6 protein-coding genes are annotated in these 18,256 nt (G+C 74.3%); 3 read left to right on the plus strand and 3 right to left on the minus strand.

What is annotated here, in order from left to right; genetic code table 11:
- Positions 1–799 precede the first annotated feature (799 nt).
- The 3 genes from V6V16_RS21760 (at position 800) to V6V16_RS21770 (ending at position 15,950) form a co-directional block, all read left to right on the plus strand.
- Positions 800–1,579 (plus strand): AfsR/SARP family transcriptional regulator, encoded by a 780-nt coding sequence (locus V6V16_RS21760; RefSeq protein ID WP_334564792.1) that lies wholly within the window; start codon positions 800–802, stop codon positions 1,577–1,579.
- A gap of 144 nt (positions 1,580–1,723) precedes the next feature.
- Positions 1,724–2,935, plus strand: coding sequence for a cytochrome P450 family protein (locus V6V16_RS21765; RefSeq protein ID WP_334564794.1), 1,212 nt, complete (start codon positions 1,724–1,726; stop codon positions 2,933–2,935).
- Between the two features lie 55 nt (positions 2,936–2,990).
- A complete protein-coding gene (locus V6V16_RS21770) occupies positions 2,991–15,950 on the plus strand; it encodes an SDR family NAD(P)-dependent oxidoreductase (protein ID WP_334564796.1) in 12,960 nt (4,319 codons plus the stop codon).
- 240 nt (positions 15,951–16,190) lie between these two features.
- On the opposite strand, the gene V6V16_RS21775 is transcribed toward V6V16_RS21770, so the two are convergent.
- The 3 genes from V6V16_RS21775 to V6V16_RS21785 form a co-directional block, all read right to left on the minus strand.
- Positions 16,191–16,433, minus strand: a complete 243-nt coding sequence (locus tag V6V16_RS21775) for a ferredoxin (RefSeq protein WP_334564798.1) — start codon at positions 16,431–16,433, stop codon at positions 16,191–16,193.
- A gap of 60 nt (positions 16,434–16,493) precedes the next feature.
- The gene (locus tag V6V16_RS21780) at positions 16,494–17,372 is read right to left on the minus strand and encodes an FG-GAP repeat domain-containing protein (RefSeq protein WP_334564805.1); all 879 of its coding nucleotides are present in this window, start codon (positions 17,370–17,372) and stop codon (positions 16,494–16,496) included.
- 75 nt (positions 17,373–17,447) lie between these two features.
- A complete protein-coding gene (locus V6V16_RS21785; protein ID WP_334564800.1) occupies positions 17,448–18,254 on the minus strand; it encodes an alpha-hydroxy acid oxidase in 807 nt (268 codons plus the stop codon).
- Positions 18,255–18,256: the final 2 nt, after the last annotated feature.

Below are 18,256 nucleotides of genomic sequence, written 5' to 3' on the forward strand. Positions count from 1 at the left end.
CGATCCGCCTTGCGGCGCGCCCGTCCGGCCCGGGGCCGGCGGCCGGCGCCCGGGGGCGGCCGTCCGCTCCCGGGCGCCGGCACCGGGGCTGAAGTGGGGCCCGCTCCCCCGTCCGGCTCGGGTGGGCCCCGCGTCCCGCCACCGCCTGACCGGTCCCACCGCGCGTCCGGACGCTCCGCACGTGCGGCCGGGCCTGCTCCACCTGGCACGGCACGGCTCGCCGTCGGGCGCGCACCCGGGTTCCGGAACCCGGGTGCGTGCCCGGCGGCGTCCCGCCTCCGCACCGGTGCGGTTCCGCCGGTCCCCGTGACGCGAGCGGCCCGCGGCGAGGGCGCGGGCCGGAGCAGGACCCGACCCGCGTCGGGAGTCCCGGGCGGGTTCCCCCCGATCGCCGGAGAGTCGCGGCCACGTCGCCGGCGGCGTGCTCTCCGATCGCGCGGCTCCGCCTCGCGGCGACGCCGGGCGCCCATTCGGAACCGCGTGACCGTGGGCCGTGCGAAACAGCCCGCCGGTCGACCGGGGTGCCCGTCACGTGGCCCGGTTACATCGATCGCACCGGCCGACCAGCGCCTTTACCGCATTCCTCGTGCACAGGCCATCACATCACTGTGACGTTCTCATGCCCCACCCCCGACCCACAATGCCTGACCAGGGACTCCACACTTCCCACCCAATGACCCCCGTCATGCGCCCACACATCCTGCGGGGTGCCCTAGGGGTGCCCCACCAATGACTGCCGGTGGGAACCTCGAACCTCGCCGGAAACGCGCCCAGGCGCCAACACCACCCGGAGCCCACCATGCACTTCTCCGTGCTCGGAAGCACCGAAGTCACCGAGGACAACACCCCGCTCGAACTCGGCGGGATCCGCCAACGCGCAATCCTCGGCTACCTCATCCTCAACGCCAACAAGGTCGTACCCACCAGCCAGCTCCTGCACGCCATCTGGGACGGCAACCCGCCCCCCACCGCCCGCAAGATGATCCAGAACGCCGTCTCCGCCATCCGCCGCACCCTCAACGCCAACACCGACCCCACCACCACGCCCACCCTGCACACCTACGCACCCGGCTACCAGCTCCGCATCGACACCGAGACCATTGACCTCTACCGCTTCCGTCGGCTCGTCCGCGAAGGCCGCCAGGCCATCGCCACCAACAACCCGGCCCACGCCGCCGAGCTTCTCTACCAGGGCCTGTCGCTGTGGCGCGGACGCGCCCTCGCCGACCTCGTCGAAACCGGCATCACCTGGTCCGAACTGACGGCAATCGAAGACGAACGACTCTCCGCCATCGAAGACCGCCTCGAAGCCGAACTCGCCTGCGGCCGGCACCGCGAAATCACCCCCGAACTCGAAATCCTCACCGCCGCCGAGCCCATGCGCGAACGCCTCTGCCACCAATTCATGCTCGCCCTCTACCGCAGCGGACGGCAGGTCGACGCCCTGCGCGTCTACCGACGTACCCGCGAAGCACTCGTCGACGGCCTCGGCCTCGAACCCGGTCGCAGCCTCCAGGAACTCCAACACCGCATCCTGGAACACGACACCAAAATCCAAATTCCCGCGCTCGCGGGGTGAGCTGGCGACGCACCAACGGATGTCGTCCCGACAATTACCAGCGCGTGGACCGGTTGCGGGCACCATGGGCGCGCGGGCGGTCTGAGTCGCCCGACGCACCGGGTGCCGACAGCGATTATTTTCTTCGATCACAGCGAGGACGACATGGCGAACAAGTGCCCGGTGCACGGGCATCAGGAACTGGTGGATGACGACTACTTCTCCAGCCCGTACGCCCCTTACGACTTGTACGCGGCGCTGCACGAGCAGGGCACGGTCCACCGGACATGTCTCGACGGCCACGGCCAGGTGTGGGTGGTGATCGGCCACGCCGAGGTCTACTCGGCCCTGCGCGACAAGCGCCTCGCGCGTCCCCGCGAGTACTCCAATGGAGACTTCATCGGCCAGCGCTTCCCCGAGGCGTCATCGACGGGCACCATCGTCACCCTCGATCCGCCGGAGCACACCCGGTTCAAGAAGATGGTCAATGCCGCGTTCCTTCCCCGCAACTTGGAGAAATTCCGTCCCCGGATCCACGAGGTGGTCACCGCCCGGTTGGACGCGATCGCGGCGGCAGGCGGCGGAGACCTGGTCGAGGACTACGCGGCCGTCCTGCCGATCACGATCGTCTGCGACGTGCTCGGCGTCCCCGACGAGTACCGCACGAAGCTCAAGCGGTGGGCGGACCAGACCTTCACCGGCGACGACGAGACCAACGGGCAGGTCCGCACGGAGATGGCGCAGGTCATGAACCTGATCCGGGAGCAGCGGACGGCGGAGCCCGGCGACGACCTCATCTCGCACTGGATCCACGCCAAGAACGCGGACGGGGAGCCCGAGCTCGACGCCTTCCAGGTGGTGGCGATGTCCGTGCTGACGCTCATCGCCGGTTACGACACCACCTCGGGCATGATCAGCCGGGGAGCGCTGGCCCTGCTGGACGAGCCGGCGACGCTGGCGCGGCTCCGCGAGGACCCTGCGCTGTTCGACGCCGCCGTCGAGGAGATGCTGCGCAGGAACGGCTCGGTGCACCACGGCTTCCGGCGCTTCGCCACCGAGGACCTGGAGATCGACGGCACGAAGATCGGCAAGGGCGAGACGGTCCTGCTGTACCTGACCGCGGCCGGCAACGACCCGAGGCGCTTCCCCGACCCGCAGGTTCTCGACATCGACCGCTCCGACAAGGCGCACGTGGCGTTCGGCGGCGGCCCGCACTTCTGCTCCGGCTCCGAACTGGCCCGGATGGAGACGATCATCGCCCTGCGTGAGCTGTTCACCCGCTTCCCCGACATCAGGCTGGCCGTGCCCCGGGAGTCGCTGACGGTACGGCGTTCCCCGCTGCTGCCCGCCCTGGCGTCGCTTCCGGTCCTGGTCTGAGCGCTTCCCACCCGGCCCGAATCGCAACTCCTGTCCGACAAGAGGTTGTTGAACCATGCCGCGTACCGACCTGCTCCGTCCCCTGCCCGAACTGCTCCGCGCCAACGCTGCCAGGTTCGGCGCCCGGACCGCCTACGCCGACTCCCGCCGTGGCGTGAGCCACGGGGAACTGGCGGCGCGGACGGCGCGACTCGCCGGGCACCTCGCCGATCTGGGACTGTGGCCGACGGACCGGGTCGTCGTCCTGTTGGACGGCGTCGCGGCGCTGGAGGGCGTGCTCTCGGTCGTCCGCGCCAGCGGGATCGCCGTGCCGCTCGACCCGACGGTCGACGACGACGAGCTGGCCCGGCTCGTCGCGGACTCGAACGCGGAGTTCGTGATCACCGACGCCGCGAACGCCGGCCGGGTGCGGGTGCCGAACCTGATCGTGGACGGCGGGTACGACGGCGAGGCGCACTCGTTCGAGGAACTCACGACGATTGAGCCCGGGTCGCCACCCCGCGACGACGCCGGCGTCGACGACCTGGCGTTGCTCACCTACACGGCAGGGACGACCGGCCCCCGCAAGGGCGTGCTCGCCACCACCCGCAACGCGCTGTGGCCCGCCGCGGCGGCGCAGCTGGCCGGGGTCGGGTGCACCGAGGACGACCGGGTGCTGTGGATGCTGCCCGTGCACGCCTGGCTCGGACAGCTGGTCGCCGCCTCGGCGGCGGGGGCGACGGTCCGGCTCGCCGGCGGCCTGCCCGCCGACGAGACGCGTGCCGTGCTCGACGCGCTGGGTGGCACCGTGCTGGTGGGTACCGGCGCGTCGCACGGCGAGCTGTTGGACGCGCCGGTGCCGCAGGCGGCGGGGGTCCGGGTCGGCCTGGCCGTCGGTCCGGTGGACCCGGCGCTGCGCCGGCGGTTCGAGGCCGCGTTCGCCGCGCCGCTGCTCGCCGGCTACGCGACCACCGAGACCTCCGGTCTGATCGCGGTGAGCTGGCCGGGCGGCGACACCGAGCGGCGCTGCCTGCCCCTGCCGGGCCTCAGCGTCCGGGTGGTCGACCCCCGCTCGGGCGCCGACCTGAGCCCCGGTCAGGAGGGCGAGGTCTGGGTCAGCGGCCCGAACGTGATGGCCGGCGGCTACCACGACCTCTCCACCGAGACGGCCGAGGCGATGGGCGGCGGCTGGTACCGCACCGGCGACCTGGCCCGCCGCGACGACTCCGGACACCTGACGGTCACCGGCCGGCTGGCCGACATCGTCGTGGTCAACGGCGAGCGGGTGCGGCTGGACCGGGTCGACGCCGTACTGCGCGGCGTGGCCGGGGTGGTCGACGCGGCTGCCCTCGTCGGGCCGGACGGGCTGGTCGCGTACGTGGTCGGGTCCGACGTGGACGGTGCCGGGCTGTCGGCTACCTGCCGCGCGGAGCTGTCCGCCGCCGCCGTGCCGGTCGAGACGTACCTGGTGCGGGAGATCCCGCGCACCGCCCTGGGCAGCCCCGCCCGCCACCGGCTCCCCGAGCTGCCCCGCCGCCTGCTCTGCGTGGCCGGGTCGCAGCACGACGCGCTGCACGTGCTGCGCTGGGAGCCGGTGCCGGTGCGTACGCCGGGTGAGTTCACCTGGTCGGTCGTGGGGCCGCCCGAGCTGACCGCCGACCTCAGCGGGGCCGGCCTCGCCGTCGAGAGCTACGCCGACGCCGCGGCCCTGTCCGGGCTGCTGGAGCGGACGCTCGACGAGGACCGGCCGGAGGACTCGCGCCTCGTCGTGCTGACCCGCGGCGCCCTGCACGGTGACGACGCCACGGCCTCCCGACAGGCCGCCGCCTGGGCGGCGGCGCGGGCACACCAGCTCCGCCGCCCCGACCGGCTCGTGCTGGTCGACGCCGACGGCGTGAGCGACGACCTGCTGCGCGCGGCCGTGGCCTCCGGGGAGGAGGTGCTGGCCGTCCGCGCGGGCGAGCTGCTCCTGCCCCGGTACGCGGCCGTCGCCGCCCGGCCCGGCGACGCACCGCAGCGGGGCACCGTCGCGATCGTCGCCCGGTCGTACGACGCGACGCTGGCCCGCCATCTCGTGGCGGCCCACGACGTCCGGGAGCTGGTGCTGGTCGGCCCCGACGACGTGCCCGCCGACGCCCCGGCCAAGCTGGCGACGTTCGGCGCGCGGCTGTCCGCGCACCCGGGCGTGCCGTTCGACCGGGAGACGCTGGCGGCCGTCCTCGGGGACCAGCCGGTCACCGCCGTCGTGGCGGTGGACCTCGCGGCCGAGGAGACGCAGGCGCTGCACGAGGCGCTGCCCCGGGCCGCGTTCGTGCTGCTCCGCGACGAGTGGGACGTCGCCGCCACCGCCGTCGCCGACGCGCTGGTGCGGCACCGGCGCGCGCTCGGCCTGTCCGGGGTCTCCGTGGCCTGGTCCGCCCCCGGCTTCGTCCCGCTGCCCGAGGCACGGCGTACCGCTTTGCTCGACGCCGCCCTGGCGGCGGGCGAGCCCGGCGTGGTCGCCGCGCGTCCCGTGGCGGCCGACGGGCTCGACACCGACGGCGCCCGCCCCGCGCTCGCCGAGCGGCTGCTGGCGATGCCGGAGCAGGACCGCCCCGCTCTGCTGCGGGACGTCGTACGGACCGCGACCCGCGAGGTCCTGCGCGACCAGGCGCCCGCGACGATCGACGGCGAGACGCCGTTCCGGCAGCTCGGCTACGACTCGCTCACCGCCGTGCAGCTGCGCAACCGGCTCTGCGCCGCGACCGGCCTCACCCTGCCGGCGAGCCTGGTCTTCGACTACCCGACGCCGGACATCCTCGCCACCCACCTGTTGGACGCCCTGGGCCTCGGCGCGGCCGAGACGGTGCCGAGCGCGGTCGAGGCGTACGACGAGGGCGAGCCGATCGCCATCGTCGGCATGGCCTGCCGTTTCGCGGGCGGCGTCAGCTCCCCCGACGACCTGTGGCGGGTGGTCGAGAGCGGCACCGACGTGACCGGCGACTTCCCGACCAACCGCGGCTGGGACCTCGCCGCGCTGTTCGCCGGTGACGGGCCGGGCACGTGCTCCGCGACCGCGGGCGCCTTCCTGCACGACGCGGACGAGTTCGACGCGGAGTTCTTCGGCATCAGCCCCCGCGAGGCGCTGGCCATGGACCCGCAGCAGCGGGTGCTCCTGGAGACCACGTGGGAGTCGCTGGAGAACGCCGGGATCCCGCCGGCCTCGCTGCGCGGCAGCGACACCGCCGTCTTCACGGGCCTGCACGTGCAGTCCTACGGCCGGGTCGGGCACAGCGAGGAGGACGGGGTCGACGGCTTCCTCATCACCGGCACCCAGAGCAGCGTGGCGTCCGGCCGGATCGCGTACGCCCTGGGCCTGGAGGGCCAGGCGATGACCGTCGACACCGCCTGCTCGGCGTCGCTGGTCGCCCTGCACCTGGCCGTACGCGCGCTGCGCTCCGGCGAGTGCGCGATGGCGCTGGCGGGCGGGGTGACCGTGATGTCCGGCACGGAGACCTTCACCGAGTTCTCCCGGCAGAACGGCCTCGCCCCCGACGGCCGGTGCAAGGCGTTCTCCGACGACGCCGACGGCACCGGCTGGGGCGAGGGCGCCGGCGTACTGGTGGTGGAGCGGCTCTCCGACGCGCGCCGCAACGGCCACCGGGTGCTCGCCGTCGTCCGCGGCACGGCCGTCAACCAGGACGGCGCCTCCAACGGCCTGACCGCGCCCAACGGGCCGGCGCAGCAGCGGGTGATCCGCGCGGCACTGGCCAACGCCGGCCTGACGCCCGACCAGGTGGACGCCGTCGAGGCCCACGGGACCGGCACCTCGTTGGGTGACCCGATCGAGGCGCAGGCCGTCCTGGCCACCTACGGGCAGGACCGGGACCGGCCACTCTGGCTGGGCTCGCTGAAGACGAACATCGGCCACACGCAGGCCGCCGCCGGCGTCGGCGGGGTCATCAAGATGGTGCTCGCCCTGCGGCACGGGCTGCTGCCGCGCACGCTGCACGTCTCGGAGCCGACCAGCAAGGTGGACTGGTCGGCCGGGGCGGTGTCGCTGCTGACCGAGCCGGTCGCGTGGCCCGCCGGGGACCGTCCGCGCCGCGCCGCCGTCTCGTCGTTCGGGATGAGCGGCACGAACGCGCACGTGATCATCGAGGAGCCGCCCGCCCCGGACGCCCCGGAGGCCACCGACGCGCCGCCGCCGGTGGTGCCGTGGCTGTTGTCGGCGCGTTCCGAGCAGGCGCTGCGGGAACAGGCCCGCCGGCTGCACGACCACGTCGCCGACCGTCCCGACCTGCGGCCCGCCGACGTCGGTCGGTCCCTGGTCACCACCCGGGCCGCCTTCGGCCACCGGGCCGCCGTCACCGGCGCCACCCGGCAGGACCTGCTCGACGCGCTCTCCGCCCTCGCCGACGGTGGCGGCTCCGCCGACGTCGTCACCGGCACCGCGCACCCGGGCGGCCTGGCGTTCCTGTTCACCGGGACCGGCGCCCAGTACCTCGGCATGGGCGCCGAACTCGCCGCCGCGTACCCGGTCTTCGCCGCCGCCTTCGACGAGGCCTGCGCCGAGCTGGACCGGCACCTGGACCGCCCGGTACGCGAGATCATCGGTAGCGAGGACCTGCACCGGTTCGCGTACACCCAGCCCGCCCTGTTCGCCTTCGAGGTCGCCCTCTACCGGCTCGTCGAGTCGTGGGGCATCCGTCCCGGCTTCGTGGCGGGGCACTCCCTCGGCGAGCTCTCCGCCGCGTACGTCGCCGGCGTCTGGTCGCTCGCCGACGCCGCGAAGCTCGTCGCCGCCCGCGCCACCCTCATGGCGGCCCTGCCGCTGGGCGGCGTGATGGTCGCCGTCCAGGCCACCGAGGAACAGGTCACCCCGTACCTGAGCGACCGGGTCGGCATCGCCGCCGTCAACACCCCCACCGACCTGGTCATCTCCGGCGACGAGACCCCCACCCTCGCCGCCGCCGAGCAGCTCGCCGCGCTGGGGCACAAGACCAAGCGGCTGCCCATCCCGCTGGGCGCCCACTCGCACCTGATGGACCCGATGCTCGACGACTACCGCGCCGTCGCCGCGTCCATCACCCACCGGGAGCCCCGGATCGGCCTGATCTCCACGGTCGACGGGCGGCCGCTGGTGTCCACCGCCGAGCACTGGGTCGACCAGGTCCGGCACGCCGTCCGCTTCCACGACGCCGTCACCTCCCTCACCACCGACCACCAGGTCGGCACCTTCCTCGAGATCGGCCCCGACACCGTCCTCGCCACCACCACCGGCGACGCCACCGGCATCGCCACCATGCGCCGGGGGCAGCCCGAGACGCACAGCCTCGCCCGGGCCGTCGGTCACCTCTTCACCGTCGGGACCGGCCTCGACGCCGACGCGTACTTCGCCGGCGCCCGCGAGGTGCCGCTGCCGACGTACCCGTTCCAGCGGCGGTCGTACTGGCTGCGGCCGGCGGGCGGGGGCGACGTGGGCGCGGCCGGGCTCACCGCGGCGCGCCACCCGCTGCTCGGCGCGGTGCTGGGCGTGATCGACACCGACCGGCTCGTGCTCACCGGGCGGCTCTCCCTGCGCGAGCAGCCCTGGCTCGCCGACCACGCCGTCCTCGACACGGTCCTGCTGCCCGGCACCGCGTTCCTCGAGCTGGCCGCGCACGCCGCCGAGTACGCCGGCAGCACGATGGTCGAGGAACTCACCCTCCAGGCCCCGCTGACGCTCACCGAACAGCAGCGGGTCAACCTCCAGGTGTGGGTCGGCCGACCCGACGAGCAGGGCCGCCGCGAGTTCGGCGTGTACTCCCAGCCGGCCGACCAGGGGTCGGACGCGGAGTGGACGTGCCACGCCTCCGGCGTGCTGGCCGACGCGCCGGCGGCGGCACCGGCGCCGACCCCGGCGGACGAGTGGCCGCCGGCCGGCGCGGAGATCGTCGACGTCGGTGACTTCTACGGCTGGCTGCTGGCGCGCGGATTCTGCTACGGCCCCGCCTTCCAGGGGGTCCAGGAGGTGTGGCGGCGCGGCGACGAGCTGTTCGCCCGGGCCACCCTGCGCACCGAGGAGGAACCGGCCGCCGTGCGCTACGGCGTGCACCCGGCGCTGCTCGACGCCGCCATGCACCCGCTGGTGCTGCACGTGGACGGCGGCGAGGGCCGGGCCTGGCTGCCCTTCTCCTGGCAGGGGGTGCGCCTGCACCGCCGGGGGGCCTCGGTGCTGCGGATGCGCCTCTCCCCCGCCGGCGAGAACGCCCTGCGGGTGAGCACCACCGACGACGACGGCAACCCGGTGCTGAGCGCCGACGCGGTCGCCGTCCGGCCGCTCACGACGAACGGCCTGGCCGGCACGAGCGGCCCCGCCGCCGCGCTGTACCGCCCGGACTGGGTGCCCGTGGCCGTCCCGACCGGCGCCGGCGTGCCCGACGTCGAGGTGTTCCGCGTCGAGGCGGGCGACACCGCCGAGGCCGTACGGACTTCCCTGTACGACACGCTGGCGACGGTCCAGCGGGCGGCGGCCGGCGGTACGCGGCTGGCCGTGGTCACCGAGGCCGGGGATCTCGCGGGCACGGCGGCGTGGGGGCTGGTCCGTTCCGCCCAGACCGAGCACCCGGACCGCTTCGTGCTCGTGGAGACCGACGGCACCGACAAGTCCGAGCGCGCCCTCGCCGCCGCGATCGCCTCCGGGGAGCCGCAGCTCGCCCTCAGGGACGGGGCGCTGACCGTGCCGCGGCTCGCGCGGCACGCCTCCGCCACCGCCGAGCACCGGCTGTTCGACCCCGCCGGCCCGGTCCTGATCACCGGCGGCACCGGCACGCTCGGCGCCGCGCTAGCCCGGCACCTGGTCACCCGGCACGGCGCGGAGCACCTGGTCCTCGCCTCCCGCCGGGGCCCGGACGCGCCGGGCGCCGCCGAGTTGACCGACGAGCTGACCGCTCTCGGCGCCGCCTCGGTCGACGTCGTCGCCTGCGACACCGCCGACCGGGAGGCGCTGGCCGCGCTGCTCGCCGGCCTTCCCCGGCCGCTGGTGGGCGTGGTGCACACCGCGGGCGTACTCGACGACGGCATCCTGGAGTCGCTCACGCCCGAGCGCCTGGACGCCGTCCTGCGACCCAAGGTCGACGCCGCGCTCCACCTGCACGAGCTGGCGGGCGACGTCGAGCTGTTCGTGCTCTACTCCTCCGTCGCGAGCGTCATAGGCACCGCCGGGCAGGCCAACTACGCGGCGGCGAACGCGTTCCTCGACGGCCTGGCCGCGCGGCGGCGGGCCGAGGGCCGCGCGGCGGTCTCGCTGTCCTGGGGTCTCTGGGCGGAGGCCAGCGCGATGACCAGCCAGCTCGGCGAGGCCGACCTGGCCCGCATCGCGCGCGGCGGCCTGCTCCCGCACAGCGTCGAGGAGGGGCTCGCGCTGTTCGACGCCGCGTGCCGCGCGGACGAGGCGCACCTGGTGCCCGTCAACATCGACGTCGCCGCCGTACGCGCCGCGGCGAACGCCGCGCCGCCGCTGCACGGCCTGGCCAAGGTGCCGCGCCGACGGCAGGCCGCGACCCGGCCGGGCGCCTCCGCGCTGGCCCGCGAGCTGGCCGGCCGCAGCGAGGAGGAGCAGCGCCGACACCTGATCGACATCGTGCGGGCCCAGGTCGCGGCCGTCCTCGCCCAGCCGGACGTGGAGTCGGTCGCCGTGACCGCCCCGTTCCGTCAGCTCGGCTTCGACTCGCTGATGGCCGTCGAGCTGCGCAACCGGCTCAACACCGCGACGGGGCTGCGGCTGCCCGCGACGTTGACCTTCGACTACCCCAACCCGGACGCCCTCGCCGGGTTCCTGCTGGGCGAGCTGAGCGACCGGCCGGACGAGCGGCAGCCGGCCGCGCCGGCGGTCGCGGCCCGACCCACCGACGAGCCGATCGCGATCGTCGGGATGGCCTGCCGCTACCCGGGCGACGTCAACTCGCCGGACGAGCTGTGGCAGCTGCTGCTCGACGGTGGCGAGGGCATCAGCGGCTTCCCGACCGACCGCGGCTGGTCGCTGGAGACCCTGTTCGACCCCGACCCGGACACCCCGGGCACCAGCTACGTCGACCGGGGCGGCTTCCTGCTCGACGCGGCCGGGTTCGACGCGGAGTTCTTCGGCATCAGCCCGCGCGAGGCGCTGGCGATGGACCCGCAGCAGCGGGTGTTCCTGGAGACGTGCTCGGCGGCGCTGGAGAACGCCGGGCTGCGGCCGGACCGGCTGCGCGGCTCCGCCACCGGCGTCTTCACCGGTCTCATGACGCACGACTACGCCGCCGGATCGAGCGTGGTGCCCGACGGCGTCGAGGGGTTCCTCGGCACCGGCACCGCGGGCAGCATCGCCTCGGGCCGGGTGGCGTACACGTTCGGGCTGGAGGGGCCGGCGGTCACCGTCGACACGGCCTGCTCGTCGTCGCTGGTCGCGCTGCACCTCGCCGTGCAGGCGCTGCGCTCCGGCGAGTGCTCCCTCGCGCTTACCGGCGGAGTGACCATCATGTCCACCCCCAGCCTGTACGTCGAGTTCTCCAAGCAGCGGGGCCTCGCCCGCGACGGCCGGTGCAAGTCGTTCGCCGCCGCCGCGGACGGCACCGGCTGGGCGGAGGGCGTCGGCGTGCTGGTGGTCGAGCGGCTCTCCGACGCGCGCCGCAACGGCCACCGGGTCCTCGCCCTCGTCCGCGGCTCGGCGGTGAACCAGGACGGCGCCTCCAACGGGCTCACCGCCCCCAACGGGCCGTCGCAGCAGCGGGTGATCCGCTCGGCACTGGCCAACGCCGGCCTGACGCCCGACCAGGTGGACGCCGTCGAGGCGCACGGCACCGGCACGTCCCTGGGCGACCCGATCGAGGCCCAGGCCATCCTGGCCACCTACGGGCAGGACCGGGACCGGCCACTCTGGCTGGGCTCGCTGAAGTCGAACATCGGTCACGCCCAGGCCGCCGCCGGCGTCGGCGGGGTCATCAAGATGGTGCTCGCCCTGCGGCACGGGCTGCTGCCACGCACCCTGCACGTCGACGAGCCGTCCCCGAAGATCGACTGGTCTGCGGGCTCCGTCGCGCTGCTGACCGAGGCGGCCGAGTGGCGGCAGAACGGCCGCCCGCGCCGCGCGGGGGTGTCCTCCTTCGGCGTCAGCGGCACGAACGCCCACGTGATCATCGAGGAGCCGCCCGCCGCCGTCCCGGCCGCCGCCGACACCGCCGGCCCGCCGCCGCCGGTGGTGCCCTGGCTGTTGTCCGGCCGCTCCGAGCAGGCGCTACGGGAACAGGCCCGGCGGCTGCACGACCACCTGGTCGCCCACCCCGACCTGTCCAGCCCCGACGTCGCCCGTTCCCTGCTCACCTCCCGGGTCGACTTCGAGCACCGCGCCGCCGTCACCGGGGCCGACCGGCAGGAACTCCTCGCCGGCCTGACCGCCCTCGCCGCCGGCGCGAGCGCCGCCAACCTGGTCACGGGCACCCCCGGGACCGGCGGGCTGGCCTTCCTCTTCACGGGCCAGGGCGCGCAACGGCTGGGGATGGGCACCGAGCTCGCCGCCGCGTACCCCGTCTTCGCCGCCGCGTTCGACGAGGTGTGCGCCGCCCTCGACGCCCACCTCGACCAACCGCTACGCAAGGTCGTCGACAGTGACGACCTGCACCAGACCGGCTACACGCAACCCGCCCTGTTCGCCTTCGAGGTCGCCCTGTACCGGCTCGTCGAGTCCTGGGGCGTCCGCCCCGACTTGGTCGCCGGGCACTCCATCGGCGAACTCGCCGCCGCCCACGTCGCCGGCGTCTGGGACCTCGCCGACGCCGCGAAGCTCGTCGCCGCGCGCGCCAGGCTCATGCAGTCGCTACCCACCGGGGGCGCCATGATCGCCGTACAGGCCACCGAGGAGCAGGTGGCCCCGTACCTCAGCGACACCGTCGGCGTCGCCGCCGTCAACACCCGTACCGACCTCGTCCTCTCCGGCGACGAGGCCGACACCCTCGCGGCGGCCGAGGCACTCGCCACGCAGGGCCACCGGACGAAGCGGCTCACCGTCTCCCACGCGTTCCACTCCCACCTGATGGATCCCGTCCTCGACGAGTACCGGGCCGTGGCCGCCGCCGTCACCCACCGGGAGCCCGCCGTCCCCGTCATCTCCACCGTCGACGGGCGACCGCTGCGCTCCACCCCCGAGCACTGGGTCACCCAGCTCCGCCGAACCGTCCGCTTCCACGACGCCGTCGAGACCCTCGCCGGTACGCACCACGTCGGGACCTTCCTCGAGATCGGCCCCGACACGGTCCTCGCGACGGCCGCCACCACCACCGCCGGCGACGCCGCCGCGATCGCCACCATGCGCCGGGGAGAACCCGAGGCCCACACCCTCGCCCGCGCCGTCGGTCACCTCTTCACCGCCGGCACCAGCCCCGACGCCGACGCGTACCCCGCCGGTGCCCGGGAGGTGGAGCTGCCGACGTACGCCTTCCAGCACCAGCGGTACTGGCTGGTCCCCGCCGACGGGCCGGCGGACGCCACCGGGCTCGGGCTCGGGGCGGCGGACCACCCGCTGCTCGGCGCGGTGCTGGGGCTCGCCGACTCCCAGCGGAGCGTGCTCACCGGGCGGCTGTCCCTGCGCGAGCAGCCCTGGCTGGCCGACCACGCCGTCCTCGGCACGGTCCTGCTGCCGGGTGCCGCGTTCGTCGAACTCGCGCGGCGGGCCGCCGAGCACGTCGAACTCGGCGGAATCGAGGAGCTGACCCTGCACGCTCCGCTGGTGCTGCCGGCGGACGGCGCGGTACAGGTACAGGTGGAGGTCGGGGAGCCCGACGAGGTCGGACGCCGGCCGTTGCGGGTGCACTCCCGCCGCGAGGACGCGGCCGACGGCGAGCCGTGGACGCAGCACGCGAGCGGCCTGCTCGACGCCGCCGGTGCGGCCGACGTCGACTGGGCGGGCGAGTGGCCGCCCGCCGACGCCGTCCCGGCCCCGGTCGAGGAGCTGTACGACCGGATCGCGGACCTCGGCGTCGACTACGGGCCCGCGTTCCGGGGTCTGGTGGCGGCCTGGCGTCGGGGCGACGAACTGTTCGCGGAGGTCGCCCTCCCCGCCGTCGCGCCGGCGGGCCGGTTCGGGCTGCACCCGGCGCTGCTGGACGCGGCCCTGCACCCGATCGCCCTGGCCGCCGGGGCCGACGATCCGCTGCGCCTGCCGTTCAGCTGGCACGGCGTACGGGTGCTGAGCAGCGGTGCGACGTCGCTGCGGGCGCGGCTCACCCGCACCGGCACGGACGCGTACGCCCTGGCGCTCGCCGACGGCACCGGCCTGCCGGTGGCCACGGTCGAGTCGTTGGTCACGCGCCAGGTGACGGTCGAGCAGCTGCACAGCGCCGCCGGCCCGGACGGGCTGCACCGGTTGGAGTGGCTGCCGGTCCCCGCGCCCGTGGCCCCCGCCGACGCCTTCGACGTGTTCCAGGTCGGGACGGGCACGGACGCCGGGGCGGTACGGGCCGCCGTGCACGACGCGCTCGCGGCGGTCCAGGAGTGGCTGCCCGGCGACCGCTCCCCGCTGGTCTTCGTGTCCCGGGGCGCCACCGACGGCACGAACCCGGCGGGGGCGGCCGTCTGGGGTCTGGTCCGCTCCGCGCAGACCGAGCATCCCGACCGCTTCGTCCTCGTCGACACCGACGACCCGGCACACGTCGGCGCGGCCGTGGCGACCGGCGAGCCGCAGGTGGCCGTCCGTGAGGGGGTGCCGACCGTGCCGCGGCTCGCGGCGTTCGCGGCCCCGTCGGACCGCCGCCTGTTCGATCCGGCGGGCACCGTGCTCGTCACCGGCGGTACGGGAGCCCTGGGCGCGGAACTGGCCCGTCACCTGGTCACCGCGCACGGCGCGCGGCAGCTCGTGCTGACCTCCCGCCGCGGGCCGGCCGCGCCCGGCGCGGCGGAGCTGACGGCCGAACTGGAGGCGCTGGGCGCCCGGGTCGACGTGGCGGCCTGCGACGCCGCCGACCGCGCCGCCCTGGAGCCTCTCCTGGCCTCCCTGCCCGACCTGGTCGGCGTCGTGCACGCGGCGGGCGTGCTGGACGACGGAACGGTCGAGTCGCTCACGCCGGAGCGGGTGGACGCGGTGCTGCGCGCGAAGGTCGACGCGGCCCTGAACCTGCACGAGCTGGCCGGCGACGTCGAGCTGTTCGTGCTGTTCTCCTCGGCGACGGGGGTGCTGGGCACCGCCGGCCAGGCGAACTACGCGGCGGCGAACGCCTTCCTGGACGCGCTGGCCGCGCGACGTCGGGCGGCCGGCCTCGCGGCCACGTCACTGGCCTGGGGCCTGTGGCGCGGCGGTGGCGCGATGACGGGTGGCCTGACCGACGCCGACCTTGCCCGCATCGGCCGCACCGGCGTGCTGGCGCACACCGTCGAGGAGGGGCTCGCGCTGTTCGACGCGGCCTGCCGCACGGACGAACCGTGCCTGGTCCCGATCAGGTTGGACCTGGGCGTGCTGCGGACGAACACGTCGGCGCCCCCACCGCTGCGGTCCTTCGCCCGTCCCCGGCGCGCCTCGTCGGCGGAGAGCGCGGCGTCGCTGTCCAGCCGGCTGGCCGGGCTCGCCGAACCGGAGCAGCGCGAGGTGCTGCTGGCCCTGGTACGCGCGAACGTGGCCACCGTGCTGGGGCACGGATCGGTGGAGACCGTCCGGTCGGACCAGGCGTTCAAGCTGATGGGCTTCGACTCGCTGACGGCGGTGGAGCTGCGCAACCGGCTCAACCAGGCCACCGGCCTGCGCCTGCCGGCGACCCTGACGTTCGACCACCCCACGCCCGCGGCGCTCGTCGAGCACCTGACCGAGGAGCTGGGCGGCAACCAGGCGAAGCTCAGGCTGCGCAGCCTGGTGGACGGCATCGCCAAGCTGGAGGCGACGCTGGAGTCGGTCGACGCGGCGCAGACGGCGGAGACGGACATCGCCGCGGCCCTGCAACGGTTGCTGACCAAGTGGCGCGACAAGTCCAACCCGGCCCCGGCCGAGGACCTCTCCGCGGTCACGGCGGACGACCTGTTCGACATCCTCGACAGCGAGCTGAACAACACCTGACGAGCGGCGCGGCGACCAGCCTCCCACCACCGGTGGGGGGCTGGTCGGTCGTGGGCCGGTCGGGGTGACGGTTCCGCCGACGGCGCCGCTCCACCGCTGCCGCCGGGCGTCGGGGCCGGCGTGGCGACCTGGCGGGCGCGCGGCGCCCTCCCGAGGACCTGAAAGGCCCATCGGGCCCCGGGAGTGCCCGGGGCCCGATGGGCCTTGTGAACGTCCTTGCGTGCGCGGGTCCGCGCGCCGTCAACCCTCCGGGGCGATCCGTGCCCCGGTCCGCGCGTCGAACACCGAGATGGCCTCCACCGGACAGTAGTCGGCGGCCTCGACCAGCACGTCGTCCGGCGCCACCACGTCGGCCGTCGGCCGGGAGGCCCCCTCCAGCGTGAAGTGGTCCGGCGCGGTGGCGACACAGAAGCCCGAGGCTACGCACCTCTTCTGGTCCACCACCAGCCGCCACGCGGTCTGCCCGCCCGCACCAGCGCTCATCGCCGTCCTCTCGTCACATGCCCGCGGCACCGGGGCCGTCCCGTCCCGAGCGGATCCATGTCAGCTCACCACCGAGTACTTCTGCCAGCCGGTCGCGACGACCTCCGCCGCGGAGAGCGTCGCGGCCGGCCGGTCCGGGTCGAACTTGCCGGTGTGCAGATGGACGACGAGCGTGCCGTCGGCACGCACCGCCAACAGGTCCGGCCGGCCGTCAAGATCGATGTCCGTCACCGCGATCTGCGTGAACTCCTGCCACCCCCGCCCGAGCGTGAACCAACGCCCCTCGCCCCGCCACCACGGCCCCTCCCCGGAGGTGTTGTGCGCGAACTCGTACACGTCCAGATCACCGTTCGCACGCCGCACCAGCAGGTCGGGCCGACCGGTCCCGGTGACGTCGGCCATCGCCAACGGAAAGTCCTCGACGTCGACCGTCACCATCCGGTGCGCGGTACGGTCGTACGTCTCGTTCTGCCTTACCTGCCGCTGGTTGAAGAACGCGTCCACATTTCCCGCGTCCTTCTCCCGGCCGAACATGTCGTCACAGCCGTCCAGGTCGATGTCGGCGATGCCGAGGGTCTCCCACTTCTTGTCGTCCCGCGAGCCCGAGATGCGGATCGGCTCCCCGAGCGTGTCGAGACCGTTCAGACCGCCCCTGTTCGGGTAGAGGAAGATGCCGGGGTTGTCGTGCCAGGGCTTCATGCTCGCGCCGATGACGTCGGCGTAGCCGTTGCCGTTGACGTCGATGGAGCGGACCAGTCCGTGATCGCGCAGGGCATGGAAGCGGGTGCCGATCAGCTCCGGCTCGCCGAAGGTCTCGCTGCCACGGTAGCTACCGTTGTGGGGCAGGACGAACAGATGGCCCGTGGCGTCGTCCACGACCATGATGTCCATCCTCCCGTCCCCGTTGAAGGAATGGCAGTGGCCATTTCCCTTCATCATTGCCACGAATTACCTCCACCTGCGCCCGAATTACGACGATCCGATCGTTACCAAGAGAAGGAGGGCGGACAACCCCTACCCGCACCCCTCACCACCGCTATGTATATCGATGCACAGCAGTGCGTTCCGTTCATCGCCCACGACGGGATTCAGCGGAACCTGATGTGGGAACGGTTCAGCTCGCCCACCGAGGCGACGCCGAGCAGCTTCATGGTCACCTCGATCTCCTGGCTCAGGATCTCCACACGCCTCGGCGAACGTGCCGACGCTCATCGACGGCGGGATGGTCAGTCCGTTGCGGATGTCGCGGCGGCGCGGGACGGAGATCGGCGTGTCCAGGGTCAGCAGGATGGTGTCGAACCTCGCCTCCTCGGCGAGCGCGAGCAGTTCCTTGACCATCGTCCGATCCTCGGCGAAGCACAGCTGGAACCAGTGCCGGCCCTCGGGCGCGGCGGCGGCGATGTCGGCCAGCGCCGTGGTGGCGAGGGTGGAGACCGAGTACGGCACGCCGAACCGCTGCGCGACCGAGGCGACGGCGGGCTCGCCCGCCGCGTGCATCATCCGGTTGAACCCGACGGGCGCCAGCGCGAACGGCAGCTCCTGCCGCCTGCCGAGCACCACCCGGCTGGTGTCCAGGACGGACACGTCGCGCAGCACGGACGGCTGGAACTCGGTGCTGGCGAAGGTTGCCCGGGCCCGGCTGAGGCTGCGCTCGCTGTCCGCCGCCCCGTCGCAGTAGTCGAACACCACCCTGGGCACCGCCCGCCGGGCGACGGCGCGCAGGTCATCGATTCCCGCCGCGCGCAGCAGCCGGCGCCGCGTCGGGTTCCACGCCACCTTGGGCGGCCTGATCAGGGTGTTCATCCGAGCGGACTTGCTCATGA

It is taken from the genome of Micromonospora sp. CPCC 205561 (assembly GCF_036906775.1).
Lineage (GTDB): Bacteria > Actinomycetota > Actinomycetes > Mycobacteriales > Micromonosporaceae > Micromonospora.